The sequence below is a fragment of the Deefgea rivuli DSM 18356 genome (assembly GCF_000620145.1).
Taxonomy (GTDB): Bacteria; Pseudomonadota; Gammaproteobacteria; order Burkholderiales; family Chitinibacteraceae; genus Deefgea; species Deefgea rivuli.
The window spans coordinates 223,160-237,145 of the sequence record NZ_JHVM01000008.1 but is presented as its reverse complement, the minus strand read 5'-3'; the positions used below and the strand labels follow the sequence as shown (position 1 = coordinate 237,145).

Sequence of the window (13,986 nt, the reverse complement as noted above, 5' to 3'; positions counted from 1 at the left end):
TTTATATATAAAAATCAATTTGTCGTAAATAGTTTAAGTCCGTTCAGCAAGAGAAAAAGCAAAGCTCTTTGCTGCATGCGTAAAATAAAGTTGGTTCTAAAGTGACCTTCATGTCGCCATGCAAGTATTATTCCTAGGCTTTCCGTTGCGAATTCAAGTGGTCAGTTTGCATTTTTTGAGACATCAAAGACGCAAATTTTGACCTTGCTACGCTCTTGATCGTTGAGGTCGGCCTCAAGCATTTCTTGTAACTGCTGTGCTGTTTCTGGTCTGGTACGGCTTATTGGATGAATTTTCCCCATGTATTCCGCGCCAAACCAGAGCACCAGATAAATACCAAATCCATATGCTGAAGGGTCACGAGCGTAGCGCGGCACCAATTGCTTTCTGACTGCAGTCCAAACCTCAACATGTTGACTACGTTTGATTTCAATCGGCAATTTTGCCTTGAGATTAATATCATGCACCGAAATGTCTGCACGCTTATCATCGGCATACTGACCTTCCTCTAAAACCTCTAATTGTAGACGAGCCAGCCGATCCCTCATCCACTGAAGCAGCACGTCACGACCACTTTCTTCAGCTTTAGGTATATCCGCTTTGCCAGCTGGGGTTTCATTCCAGAACTGCTTGAATGCATCTGCGCTGCTATTGCGCGCGTTATCAGCCAAATCTAGCAGGTGTGCCAGCACCAAGGCTTGTAAATCGGCAGCGTTCGCAGGCCTAAGATTGGCAAGAGTCGCAACCACAGCAGCAGGTGAAGGATATGAGAAATTTCTGTTTCGTGAATTGATTTTCTGGTTGAAAATTGCTGATTTTATTTCTTCGTTCCATGCAACAAGCGCGGGATTGGTCACTAATTGCTCTAATGCAACACGAGCTTCTGCTTCAGGATTGTTAGCCAATTGATTGAAAAACCCTCGAATGTCACTACTGAGTTCTTGTTCAGGACGAACAAAGCCGCTGTAATTCCAGTATTCTTTAAAAACAGCACCCAGTATGGTGATGAGGCTCAGTAATACAGCAACAGATTTAGGTTTCGAAGCGACTGTCTCTCGGCGATCCGATACGCTAAAAATAGCGAGTCCAAGTAAACGTTTCCTGCTATTTGAGCTGGCAAAATCATCAATCTGACTCAAATAGCACTCTGCATCCCAATAGAGAGTAAGAGCCAATAATCGTGATTTCTCTATGCGTTGAATATTGCTTTGAGCCAAACGCTGATTCAGCCATTGTGACAATAGTTCGGCGTCACAATGCATCACTCCTGCTTGCCACAAGCCGCATAAAGTCCCCCAAGCCACAGGTTGACGTATAGATGGCAAATTCTTCAAAGCAAAAGGAACAATCTGTTTTGCAATGTCTGCATAAGCTGCATCATGAGCAAGCGGATATAGGTTGTTAATTGCTCGACCAGAAGGCAAGTAAAGTTGCAGATAATCGCGGTAACCTTTGACAATCCTGTCGGATTTTTCTTTCACCAGCATGGGGTACCACGCATCGTCACCAGATGAATGCCCAGTAAGGTGGAAGGCAATTAGCAAATCCAGCGCGCTATCGGGTAGCGCTAGAAAATCAGTTATTCTGTGAATACTGAGCTCCTTTGCTGCTGCGAAACAAGGGTCTATTGCACGAGAATAATGCCCCTGCAAAGATGATTCAAAGACTTGCTGCGCAGTTGGTAAGTCGTTTCGCAGTAAAACTGTGCAGATACCAGCAATTGCGGTCCTGGTAAGATCCTTATCGCCATCGAAGCGCTCGGCCAATACTTCGCTCGGACTCACTGATGCGTGTTGCGAGCCCTGCTGCAAAGCACGCCTGTAAATACGCCCCAAATCAGCAATCAGCCCAAATGGTGCTGTTCCTGCGAGTAAATTGTCACTCTGTTCAGTTACGATGTTTCTAAACCCTTCGAGTTTTGCTTGTTTTGCTTTTCGCCTTATTGCGCTATCTACGCCATTCTCATGTTGCCAGCGCCATTCCTCGCAGTCCAAATCACAGTACAAGTTTTGAAGTAATGGTAATAAATCGGGGTGACGATCTGCACAAGTAAATAGCTCATTCAGACCATAGTTTTCATTGCAGTTTGCGTGTTCTAATCTTGCTTTGGCAATCTGAAATAGACAGAATTTAATATCTCCACAAGTTGGATTATCAACAGAGTCTAATATCCATTGATAAAGCCTGGATGGCATCTGAATTGCATGACCTAATATCCAAAAACTTTTGAATGGGTTGTTGGCTTTGCTGTTTCGGAGACTATGTAGGATCAGTGCTTTAAAGGTGTCAGGCCTTTCATCAAACCATTCCTGAATTCCTTCTTTTGACTCCTTATTGTAGGAAACACGCTTTTCACTGATAAGCCAGTTATATAGCTGTTCAGTTGATAAATCATTTCCCAATAAATTCAACGCTTTCAACAACAATTTGCCAATCATGTTTGAATGACCGAATAATTCTTCAAACTTAGGGTCTAAAGAAATATCGCAGCTAAACAAATAATTCAACAAGAAAGGTAAATCTTCAATTCGTGAATTGTCTGGCAGGGTATAGCGCCAGAAGGTATGGTAGACACCAATCGTACGTGTATCTTTTTCTGTCTTTAAATATTGAAATATCTTCTCAGCGCCAATCCTTGCTGGATAAAGTGCCGTTAAGATATTACCGAGCAGTTCATCATCATCGGTTTGCACTTCGTCACTATTTATCTGCTCCAACAGGCATAAAACCACGTCGGTATTGCTGTCTACAGCCAACAATGCGTCTAGCGCATAACGCCTAACTCCAGACCAATTTTTCTCGTTACGCACAATCGCTAACAGACAGCTTTGCAGTGCTGGCATTGAGTCGCCATATTCGATGGCGTTGAGTAAACAGCTTGCAAGGGCTTGCCGATCTGGGTCGGAAGGTAGGGGGTCGAGATAGGCTCGGAAATGCTCGACCATATCATTGGTCGCCAAGGCTGCAAAAGGTTCTTGTTGTCCATACGAATGGCCATGCCAGCGAAAACTTGGATATTGCTTTGCCTGTTCATGAAGTGCTGCAATCACATCACATTTTGACTGCACCGAGAATCGTTTCACATCGCCATACAGCACGACAGCCAGTGGGTCATGTGTAATGATTGTTTTGCGTAAGTCAGGGGAAATGCATACAGCTAACCAAGCATATAAGCCACGCAAGCCAGAAATAACTCCTCCATCATTACCGCACATCAGTGCTAAAACTCGGCCTAAAGGCAATCCTTTAGCAATTTGATGAGCTAAAAAGCGTGCAGCTAGAAATTCGGCAATACTTCGGTGAAGATAATCAAAATAATCACTTTGATCCGTAATTCCGACAAACAAACGCGTTTTTAAAGCTGCTGGTAGGGGCAGATCTGGTTGCTGGATTCCTTGCGTATGAAGGTAGGAAATTACTTCATGTGACTCAGCACCACGAGTCGAAATAATACGTTTATCTGCCAGCAGCATAATGGCTAAGCCATAACCAGCAGCACTTAGCAGCTGGTCAATTGAAAAAACATGATCCGACTGCTGGTGACGTTCATTATGCTCCGTTGCAAGTTTGCGGCAGGCGAGTTCAAATACTTCACCTCGGCTCTCTGGCCACACCCCATCTGCATGAATCGCGTTACTTAACATTCCCAATGTTTGCGGATTGCTCAGCATGTCATCTAGACCATGCTTTTCTGCTTGCTGGATATAAGCCGCTGGCTCGATACCCAAATCTTGTAAATACTGGTGGATTTGCTCTGTATTTAGCGGTTGCAAGTAAGCAATAAGTAACTCTGAGCCAGAAGGTAGTAGCTGAGAAAAATCAGCATAATCTGTTCCGCCTAACCAATCAGCAGCACGACAGGACAGGCGAAAGCGGGGCTGGCCGAGATTGAATAAGGTTTCTCGTAGCCGTTCTATTACAGCGCTATCTTTACCTGCACGTACTTCATCTAGCCCGTCGATAAAGAAGGTTTTTTCTTTCACTTGTTCGGCTGTTGCTCGGCTATATCGTATTAGGAAATCTTTGACCGAATAAAATTCGGCACTCGCACCTAGCGTAGCGTACTCATTTTTAAATACTGAAGTTTTCCCCATGCCGGGATCGCCCAATAGGATATAAGCATGCTGGTCACGCATTTGCTCAATTGGGACAATCTGTTTTTGGTTGCTTTTATTTATTTCACATGTGCGAGAAAAAGGAGTGTGCATGCTAGAAATACTTCTTATGTATATTGCTTACAGTATACACACCATTAAATTCGAAATGCTTGTAAAATAAAGGTCTTGCGAAGACAGTCATGATTAAGTTGAAAATCGATATTTCTGGCAATGATGTATAGCTGTGCGGAAGTAGTCACAACAAATTTTTCAGCTTTACCCTGTGTGTCGATTCCGAAGTCTTAAGAATTTCAGAGGTATGCCAAAGCGGTACGGGTAATTCGGATATTGGCTATTACGGCGGCAATTCTAGATGGGATCGAATAGAGGATAAGAAGTCATAAAACCTAAAGCTTTAATTTAAATATTATCATCCATTATATTTTGAAGAGTTATTTTCAAATAGCCATTCTTCTCCAGCGGCAAGAGACTCTTCTGTAACCCGAACAGTCCTGTGTATTTTTGGCTTTGTGCTGGTTGCAGGAATGGTAGAAGGGTGTTGATGTTCATTTCGCGTTTTAGCAGCCACAATCTCACGTTCAGATGGGGTTAATGATTCAAGAACTGCCGATTGAGAGATTGCTTCTTGCCGACGAATTTGTAATGCAGCCCTCTCTTGGCGAATTTCACTTTCCTCCAGATCGAATGGGCATTTTAGGTCATTTCGGTTTGAGCGCAGCCCTAGTGTGATTTTTTGGAGTTCTTCAACATCATCGCGATGCGTCGAATACTCCATCGAGTGGTAAGCCCATTCGATGTCTGTAAATTTTACGTCAAACCTCTTTTGAGAGCGTGCGCGCAAATAGGCTAACCTAAATAGCGTTAACATTTTTCGGCGAAGCCCGAATGTCATTTCGTGCAGCGGCTTAACCGTTTCAGATACATTGAATGCAAGAATTCCACCTGAAACTCGAACACACTCGCTCAAGTAGGTAAATAGGACCTGATGGTCCTCTTCGCAAATAAGCTTCTCATGCTGCACTACGATAGGGGAACACAGTAGCCTATCTCTGTCCTGCTGTCCGCGCTTCTTGAGTCTATGCACCATGTCATAGTTTGAGCTAAAAAGTAGCGGGGGGCCAAGGTAGGTCATCGCGAGCAATGCCTTGGTGACCGCAGTGTTGGCAATAGCACTCTGGCTTAAGAATTGCAGTTCATCGATGCCAATCAGCCCAAGTCCATTTCTGTATGCTCGTGATTTGGCTATTTCTACAGCTTTAGATACATTCTTGATTTGGTCTTTATCTTTATTGATTGAGTCATTCGGCTGAAAACTGGAAGAGTGAAGGTCGGTTCCAACAAGGAATTGTCGTAACAATGCAGCTTCGTTTTTGTGTTGACGCACGGCTTGATACCAGTATGTTTGTAAAGGTAAGCGATGCCCATGGCCTGCGTCGATGAGAACAGTCGACTCAAAACAGCGTTTTAGCGCATGTAGTAATGCCGATTTACCCACCCCAGCAAGTCCAGTTAAACAAATGGCAGGAAGTGCCGAACGCTCCCACCCGTTATATAGTCTTTCAAGAAAAACTTTGGAATTTGGATATGCATCCAGCGAATATCCTTGTGCGGTCTCGACTAATTTTTGCAATATCCTCTGAACCTGAGGCGTCGCGATAAAAATCTGTTCTAGTTGCCGCTCTAAACATATTGCTGCCGCTTGATCTGGCAATTTGTCCAAATCCGAAAGAACTGACGGGCTTACACGGCAGCGGAGAGCAATCGTTGATGGATTAAGATTAACAAACCGATCTGCCCAAGGGGTATTCATATAACCACCTTCGTAGCACTCGTTGCGCGTTTTGATTCGTTTGAACTATTACGATTCTGTTTTGCTTTTATTCTTTTGCCTTTGATGCGCTTGCCGTCGTCAGGAAACTTGCCAGTCGCTTCAAATACGGCTTCTTCAAATTGCAATTCATTTACAGGTTGCAGTTGAGTGTGTTCGCTTCGAGTAACTGCCGCTGATTTTTTTATGTCTTGTAAGTCGCTGACAGTTAGATACAGCTCTGCATCTGCTGAACGTAAAGGAAGAATGGCATCGACCTCAATGATCCGGTGATTGATTTCTAGCCATGCATGCCGAACACACAGATCCAGTATGTAACCCTTGATATTTAACCTTCCACTACGGTTGGCCTTATCTAGCAACCCCGTTTCTCTTAGTTCGGATGAGTCAAAACGACGTTCTAAGTAGTAAACCCCATTGGGGCGAACACTAAATTCGACGGGAGTCAAAAAAGCTCGTACGGCATCATCAAATGCTATCGTTGCTGCATCATTCCGGCCGCGAGCATCCAACCAATTCCAAATTCCCACAGGGTTTGGCATCACCTTGTCTGCGATCATTGCAGGTGTCATTCGGTCGCTGGCATTTGATATCTTGTTGTCGCGTACAGCGGCTAATATTTCTCTTTTAGCTGCAGCAACTGGATTGAAGTCACTTATTACAGTTGATGGAGCACCTTCGATTTGCGGCGTTCGTGGATGTGAGGATTCAACGCCTGCCTTGCTGCGTGGCGCATATGATGGAGTTAAATCGGTACTATATTCTCGCCATTTCACATCTGGGCAATTAATAACAGCCCCTGGACCTCGATCTACAGTTAGGCGACCAGGTAGGCCAATGCAAGGCCACTCTTCAGCACCTAGATCAATGCCAAATAATTTTGCGAAGTGGTGTTTTGGGAGTGACATACAGAATAAAGCCAAACGATATGCTTTTTCAGTTTCGCGACCAACAGCAAAACCAACTCCCACAATTGCGCCAGACGCAACGTCTGTGATCCGAATGATACAAAACATCTCATCTAATGCTTCGCCAGTGAATGTTTGTAATTGCTGTTTGAGATAATAGCCATCAGCTTCGACCTTCTCGAGCAGATTGGCGACACCTTCACTGAAACGTCCAAGACTTGGAACATGTCCACGATGGCCTTGAGAGCCATAGCGGGTTTCCCCGAGTACTTCGGGCTTAAAGGCTTTTTTAACGTAATACCAATACTGGCCAATTGACGGGTAAGGTCGACCTTCGGGCTGATATAGTTTCAGGGGCCCTTTTTGATCAATAACTCGACATTCAAAGGCCGTTCGCATTGCTTTTACATAAATTTTCCTTTGTGTGATTCCAAGATCAGCATGCTTAACATACGATTGCTCAATGAGTTGTATCATCTCAGCATCAACTCGAAATCCCGCCTGGGGACCGGTCGCAAGTGCTGGTCGTCCCAGCTTAATACTTGAAATGTTATCTTCTCGTGACCAGAGGCCTATACGATGATAGGCGGGATATAGTGACCATAGATTTCGACCAAATACGAGGTATGTAAATAACCAAGTTTGCAAACGACGCGGGTTTTGTTTTGGTGTGCAACTCCGAGCAAATCGTGCTATTTCTGCGATCGGGTTATTACTACTTAATAAATCATCGATGCGTAAAATAAGAGGCTGAATTTGTAGCAAGCGGTGCTCAGCCTTTTCTATATTCGATTCTCGTGAATTGATCCGGCTCAGCTCGACTGTCGATAAATTAATACCCTGCAACTCATTTAGCCAAGGCGGCATTGTCATTTGTGAAGCTGAAATCACGAAATGCTGCTGCAATAAAGCGTTTTCAAAGTCTTTTTTTGTAATTCTGCATATTTCTGCCGAAAAAGTTTTGTTTTCGACAAATTCAATTAAAGTTACCAGCCCGGTAGTGTGGTCATTTTTGAGGAAAAAATAATCAATGTTTTTAGCAAAACCACAAAATCCATGAGGTGCACGAAGTTGTGTTCCAATTTGCATTTTATTGTCCCCTTCTGAACCAGTCTGCATAGTGCACAAGCGGGTCTAATTTTGCGAAACGCAAGGGACGATCAAACAATATCGGATTAAATAAGTCGACAGGAAGTATTCGCTCCCAGATTCCTCGATATAGTGTGTTCTGAGCTTCCTCGCGAGTGCAGTGATAGCGTGTCAGTAACGTTGGTAATATATCTAGCGGTGAAGAAGGGGTGCCAATAATTTGCTGATATTCAGCAATAATCTTGGCTCGCGAATCTGCATGCAAAGTCATTTTTCTTATTACCCAGGGATAGAGTTGACTTAAGTTCGCGCACAGTTGTTTGTCGAGTTTTGTTCCTGTGATACGAATAGTCTGTATACCGGCTTCAGAGTAATTCAGCTCCTCTAACTGATGCCTGATTTTTGCACGCCCCTGACTTCTTTCTGATCGTCGTGCGCTTGGGCGTTGTCCCAGTTGTTGTTCGAAGCCACTGTCTGTCGATTTGACCGACCAATTAACGAGAAATGGACCTTGCTCGTCTGTTAAAAATAGCAACAGATCGCCCACGTATGGCAGTTTTACATGCGGAGAGTCGGCGTCATCTGTTAACCAAACGGTGCGCAAGGTCCGTTCGACTCCAATACGCTTGGCAATGTGATACAAACCGGGCAACGGGGGGAGTGTTGTTTCACGAATCAATGGATGCTCTGAAAGCGGATGGGGTCTAGGTTGTGTCCATAAAACCCGTTGCTCATTGAGCTCAAACAGGCAAGGATTATATAAAGCTAATAAACATGCACAACGCTCCACTTCGGATAACAAATGAAGCTCGCGTTCAAAACGTGGCCAGTAAAGTCTGGAGCAACGTGAAATGCTAGGTGCTTCGGATGGAACAGCCTTGATGGCGGGTTGATAGTCTTTACCAAATTTTGACTGGGATTGACGTTCAAAGTAACGTTTAATCAGTAAACGGTCTTTATTTTGGGTTTTATTCATCGCTACTCTCCGAAAATTCAATTTGCCGCCGCCAAGACTGTTGCTTGGTAGCGGTGAAAGGACTTTGCAGGTTCAAGCAGTTCCGCGCAGCCTCTTGACAAAGAGGCTGCGGGAGATGAATATGAGATTTGATCGGCCAGCAAAGCGATCTGCATATTCAATAAAGCCGTGTACTCCTGCCAGAGTGCGCGGCTTTTTTGCTTTAACCTGTCACAAAAATGTTAAAAAGTTGGCATTTATAATTCCTTTTCATTTATTTTTTGCATATCAACTTCCAATGTTTTAATTCGTGCTTTATCTCCGTAAATCAGGTCGAAGTTGCTTCTGCTGTCGTTGGTAGTGGACTTGGGCCTATTGGCTCCGCCTTCATTCCAAGGGCAATAGCAATTTTATGTGCTTCTCCTGACGTACCACGAGCACGTCCTTCAAGTAATGCATACACATGTGCACGCTGGAATCCATTCGCATCTGCCCATGAACTGATTCTAAGCCCATGGGCTTGTAGCATTTTTCTGGCTTCTTCAGCTGACTTCAAATGACTCATGCTTAAACATCCAAATTCGTAAGAATATTTGTACTATGACATTTTTTGTCTGATATTTCAATAGAGGTTTATAATTTAAGTTGTTGAATATAAACATTAAATATGAATACTATCAGTATCAAAAGACGCCCTGAAATCTTCATACTGAGTGTTAGAGATTAACTGAGAGGGACAGATGGCCAAGTCGAAAATATTTGAAACTTCGCTGTGTTGGCTCCCAGAGGAGACTCTATTTAGCTGGTGTAGCCGTTATCACCAGATCGTTGGTCATTTGGTGTCGAGCTTGACCTGCCAACAGTTGTTTGGCCATTTGCAACGTGGTAGCCAACATGATTTCCCATGTCGACTAGGTGAGTTTGTTCAAAGAACGTATGGTCGGTTGGGTTCTTCGATTGATATTATTTATGGACATACGTTGCTGCCATTTTATTTGCCATGGAAAAGTATCGAGTTGCAAACGTTGGTGCTTAACACCATACAAATAGATGGTTTAGGGTCGCTGAAATATAGACTTGGTTTGCTCACAAGTCGTTTTCGTGCTCATCATCCACTCAAAGCCTGCTTGGCATGTTTTCGAGCTGATATTGAGCAGTATGGTGTCGCTTACTGGCATGTCATTCACCAGTATCCTGGGGTATGTGTTTGCAATAAACACAATCAAATTTTGTATGAGTCCACATTGAAATCGAATGGTGTAGGTCGATTTCAATGGAGTCTGCCAACACTGAATACTCTCGTACCGCCTTCAGTTTTTGAAGAAGGCTTGTCGTCGGCAGTGTCGAACGAAGTAATGAAGCATTCTTTAGCATTTAGTAGCCTTTGTTGTAAGGTAGCTTCGTTACCATCGGCATTTTTTATCGATCCAAATGTGATGTGGGAGAGCTACCGATATCAATTAGCAGAAATGGGGCTTTACCAGTCGCAACGGTTACGCATATCTAAAATAGCTGATTTGATCTTTGCTCGTAGTGTGCACTTGCGATATTTTCCTGCTTTAAATGCGTTCCCTAGTTCGCAAGATGAAGCTGCACGGCAAATGAATCGTTTACTGTATCAACCACGTAGCGGATGTCATCCGTTGTGGCATCTTTTGATTATTTTTACCTTGTTCGAGACTTGGGATGCTTTTCAAGAAATCTATAAAATGGTTGGATCAGTTTCGATTGATCCGACAGTTATTTTAAGCCCTGATTCAGAGTTATCCCCCGGTGAAATGTTAAGCCAGGAACTTCCTGTAAAATTAATTGAATTACTTAAAAATGGTAGTTCATATCGAAACGCAGCTCGGCAGATTGGCATTGATACGACAACTGCCATGGTATGGGCTGCAAAGGCAGGGCTAAAACCCAAACGACGACCAAAGCGCCTGCAACCATATGCAAGAACTCAGTTGATAGAAGATTTGCGTAAGGGCGAGGACAAAAATGAATTGGCTAAAATTTATGGGGTCTCGGTACAGGCAATCACTACAGTTATGCGAACAGAGCCCAAATTATCAGAAGCGTGGCATTCTGCACGTGATGCTAAAGCGCTGAATATCAATCGAGCATGTTGGAGCGCACTTATGGAGAATTGTCCTACTTTGAGCTGCAAGGCTTTACGAACTTTGGCTCCAGCGACCTATATGTGGTTGTATCGAAATGACCCTAGCTGGTTAAAACAGAAATGCCAGTATTTACCTAAGCCGCCTCGTAGTAATCATAAAAGTGTCGACTGGAATGCGAGGGACATAGAATTTTCTCAAGCAGTGTTGCGTGTTGCCCAAGAGGCAACACGCGATGCGCCAGAGTTCAGAATTACAGTTCAGTTGATTTACCAACAGATACCGGAGTTACGACCAAAACTAAGTCAACTTAATAAACTGCCATTAACTCGCAAAGCAATAAATTCTGTAGTTCATGGGGACTAGATAATAATTTGTATCTGTTGCTATCCAATAGAAAAAGATGTCGTTATCGAAGCCAAGGTCAAAGCAGTTGGCATTTCTCAAATTGAATGACCCCGCGCAATCAATGCATCAATCACACACTGCCGCGTGAATCTATCAAAGTTCGTGGCAATCAACAATTAATGTAGGTTGCTATAGCCTCGGTTTGGGAGCGTCGTGATGTCCACGATTTCGCCCTGACTTCAGTTAATCGCGCACTTTAATCCTTTCGTTCTAAATTTTTCAGTATCGGTAAATTTCATGTTTTTTGTACAACCACTACCCGATGAATTTGTGGGTGGGCACTTCGGTCGATTGGGCCGAGTTAATGGCTATAATTCTTCGTCGCAGCTTATTCGTGAATTGGATCAATGTTTTCGAAGTGGAGCAAAAGATTGGGAACCTCCATCAGTTGATCGCTTAATTACGACGCATCTAGGAATGGAATCCGAGGAGTATTTGCAGAAGCATACGATGCTCCCTTTCTATTGGGTCACAACTTTTGAGCGAGAAGAGCCGCGAAAATTTGAGTCGGTTGCAAAAAGTCGCCAACGTGCGGCTTTAAAGCATGAGCGTGATGCCGCATATTTTTGCGATGAGTGCGTGGATAGTGATAAGCGTGATCTAGGGTTCTCCTATTGGCGTAGATTTCATCAATTACCGGGAGTTGATGCCTGTCCAATTCACAGCGCAGCGTTGAGCTATATTCACAAACAACATGCATTTGACGAGCCACCTCAGCGATGGAGTGCAATTGCTGAAACAGTTCCAAAAGAACTTGCTGAACTTCAGTATCATCCTGTTATTTCGCGATATATCAAAATTTCAAGCCGTTTCCTCAATCAACGACGACAGTGTCGCTACGTTGCGTCTGCTTTTCATAGCACCGCATTACGTCAAATGGGTTTGAAGGTTGTGCTGCGTGGTAGTGCAACAAGAATTAGTGATCGGGTGCAACAAGAGTTACCTAGTCTTTGGCTAGCCACACATTGGCCTGAATTAGCCAAAAAGCTGAAAGGGGTGCCTTTTTCTGCTTTGGATGGAGTTGTTGGAAGTCAAGTTTGCACGGGGTTGGCGCATGCCCTGACTTTGGCTTTGTGCCACGATGATGTGGACTATGCTGTTTCTAAGTTTTTTGAATTACCACTTGATCTGCATAAACTGTCTTTCCCTAAGAAAGTAATAATGCGATCGGATATGCAAAATGCATACTTGCAGTGCGAGGGTAACTTCAGCGCAATGACTAAATTTTTGGAAAAGGATATGTCGACGGTGACACGCCATATGAAGAAGGCTGGTGTTCCATCCGCAGTATTGCTAAATGAAGCTGAACGGCATGTTATTTTTGAGATTGTTCGTGATGCTGATATTTTTGTTAAACCTAAACCCCCTTCCAAAGAAGATCTTGCGCTTGAAAAGGACAGCCGAGGTTTATCTGAAATACCAAAAACACTGCTTATGCCTATGCGACCTGAAATGAAAGTGGCATATCTTGCTAATCATGGGGATATTACAAAAATGGCCAAATCGCTAGACCTTAATATAGCAACGGTTATTAATCATATGCGCCAAGTAGGTATTCCATCTACTCGCTATTTTTGCAAAAAAGCACTTCAGGAGTTAATGGAATTGGTTCGTGAAGCTGAAACTGCTGATTTAAGATGGGTGCGTGTAAAGCGTCTCTTAAAGGATTAACAATTTGGGGGCGGTTTAAATCGATTTAGCAATTACCGACAAAAGCGGCCTAAATTATTTTTTTAAACCAGCACTCACTCCAAGTGGGTGTTTTCAAATGTGTAAGCTGCTACTGCGCATCGTCTATGATGTGTCTTGACTTCAGCGATACTGTTGAAAATCTAAATTTTTCTCCTGCACCATGATTAATATGCCTAAAATTTGCTCATGAACTCAGCAAATTGACATGGATTCGCTTCTATAACAGGCAGTTTGACTTGAATTTTGCATGAATTCTCGCTCCCAGCAGCAAACGACCAACTTTTTCAATAGAATAAAGCTCTAGCTGTTGTCGCCGATGTTTTATTGACCCAACTGCCGATATTCAGCTGACCCACATCAAAAGCCAATATCTCGATAGATTTCAATGGACTCCAAAGCATGTGCCTAGGTCAAGCAAATATCGGCAACTGGGTTAAAATCGCGTCGGCGCGAACATCCGTAGAGGCAAACAGGTTTAGGTTCAGTGCTTAAATTCAGTGTGCGTGCGGCAAATGGTTATGTTTTGCATCTTTCTTTCTGGTAAAGAGATGCACAACTACCCCAAGAAGGCCAAACGCAACAAATGTCCCCGCAATGAGAAATGTTGCTTGCCAGAGTTGTTCCATTATCACTCCTCCCCAAAAAAATTAAGCGCAGTAAACTTGTAAAGATTCCGCTTTTCCCAAATGAATCAAGTCACTACATCTGCCCTCGTGACTTGGCGATAGAATCTGTCAAGATTGTACTTGAATCTTGACACTCCACCAAACCTCAATCTTTACATCTAAACGCCAGCACGACTATCAAGGGCGCCCCCCTTCACCGAAAACGACTGGGTAAAATTTAGGGATAGCCTGCTTGTAGCGACGTGGCACATGCC

Annotated in this window: 8 protein-coding genes; 2 read left to right on the top strand and 6 right to left on the bottom strand. The window is 43.6% G+C overall.

The window, feature by feature from the left end:
- Window positions 1-161: 161 nt before the first annotated feature.
- From Q320_RS0103650 to Q320_RS18305, 5 genes are all read right to left on the bottom strand, one after another.
- Complete coding sequence (locus tag Q320_RS0103650) at window positions 162-4,208, bottom strand: NACHT domain-containing protein (RefSeq protein ID WP_156938969.1); 4,047 nt, start codon at window positions 4,206-4,208, stop codon at window positions 162-164.
- A 319-nt stretch (window positions 4,209-4,527) separates the two neighbouring features.
- Window positions 4,528-5,928: an ATP-binding protein gene (locus tag Q320_RS0103645; protein ID WP_027467883.1), complete on the bottom strand. Its 1,401-nt coding sequence runs from the start codon at window positions 5,926-5,928 to the stop codon at window positions 4,528-4,530.
- Complete coding sequence (locus Q320_RS20580; RefSeq protein ID WP_051534430.1) at window positions 5,925-7,943, bottom strand: TnsB C-terminal domain-containing protein; 2,019 nt, start codon at window positions 7,941-7,943, stop codon at window positions 5,925-5,927. Before Q320_RS20580 ends, Q320_RS0103645 begins: the two co-directional genes overlap by 4 nt.
- A 1-nt stretch (window position 7,944) precedes the next feature.
- Window positions 7,945-8,919 (bottom strand): PDDEXK family nuclease, encoded by a 975-nt coding sequence (locus Q320_RS0103635; RefSeq protein WP_027467882.1) that lies wholly within the window; start codon window positions 8,917-8,919, stop codon window positions 7,945-7,947.
- A 307-nt stretch (window positions 8,920-9,226) separates the two neighbouring features.
- The gene (locus Q320_RS18305) at window positions 9,227-9,463 is read right to left on the bottom strand and encodes a helix-turn-helix domain-containing protein (RefSeq protein ID WP_035852072.1); all 237 of its coding nucleotides are present in this window, start codon (window positions 9,461-9,463) and stop codon (window positions 9,227-9,229) included.
- Between the two features lie 175 nt (window positions 9,464-9,638).
- Between Q320_RS18305 and Q320_RS21175 the strand changes: the two genes are divergently transcribed.
- Together Q320_RS21175 and Q320_RS0103620 are read left to right on the top strand one after the other, a co-directional pair.
- Window positions 9,639-11,372 (top strand): TnsD family Tn7-like transposition protein, encoded by a 1,734-nt coding sequence (locus tag Q320_RS21175; RefSeq protein ID WP_027467881.1) that lies wholly within the window; start codon window positions 9,639-9,641, stop codon window positions 11,370-11,372.
- Between the two features lie 279 nt (window positions 11,373-11,651).
- Window positions 11,652-13,085, top strand: a complete 1,434-nt coding sequence (locus tag Q320_RS0103620; protein ID WP_084282331.1) for a TniQ family protein — start codon at window positions 11,652-11,654, stop codon at window positions 13,083-13,085.
- A 515-nt stretch (window positions 13,086-13,600) separates the two neighbouring features.
- Here Q320_RS0103620 and Q320_RS22080 read toward each other — a convergent pair.
- A complete protein-coding gene (locus Q320_RS22080; protein WP_281174222.1) occupies window positions 13,601-13,732 on the bottom strand; it encodes a hypothetical protein in 132 nt (43 codons plus the stop codon).
- Window positions 13,733-13,986 lie beyond the last annotated feature (254 nt).

What these genes read in the sequence shown, in the direction of transcription:
- Q320_RS20580 (WP_051534430.1), bottom strand. Translation starts at nt 7,943, where the DNA reads ATGCAAATTGGAACACAACTTCGTGCACCTCATGGATTTTGTGGTTTT.
- Q320_RS0103645 (WP_027467883.1), bottom strand. Translation starts at nt 5,928, where the DNA reads ATGAATACCCCTTGGGCAGATCGGTTTGTTAATCTTAATCCATCAACG.
- Q320_RS0103650 (WP_156938969.1), bottom strand. Translation starts at nt 4,208, where the DNA reads ATGCACACTCCTTTTTCTCGCACATGTGAAATAAATAAAAGCAACCAA.
- Q320_RS18305 (WP_035852072.1), bottom strand. Translation starts at nt 9,463, where the DNA reads ATGAGTCATTTGAAGTCAGCTGAAGAAGCCAGAAAAATGCTACAAGCC.
- Q320_RS0103620 (WP_084282331.1), top strand. Translation starts at nt 11,652, where the DNA reads ATGTTTTTTGTACAACCACTACCCGATGAATTTGTGGGTGGGCACTTC.
- Q320_RS0103635 (WP_027467882.1), bottom strand. Translation starts at nt 8,919, where the DNA reads ATGAATAAAACCCAAAATAAAGACCGTTTACTGATTAAACGTTACTTT.
- Q320_RS21175 (WP_027467881.1), top strand. Translation starts at nt 9,639, where the DNA reads ATGGCCAAGTCGAAAATATTTGAAACTTCGCTGTGTTGGCTCCCAGAG.
- Q320_RS22080 (WP_281174222.1), bottom strand. Translation starts at nt 13,732, where the DNA reads ATGGAACAACTCTGGCAAGCAACATTTCTCATTGCGGGGACATTTGTT.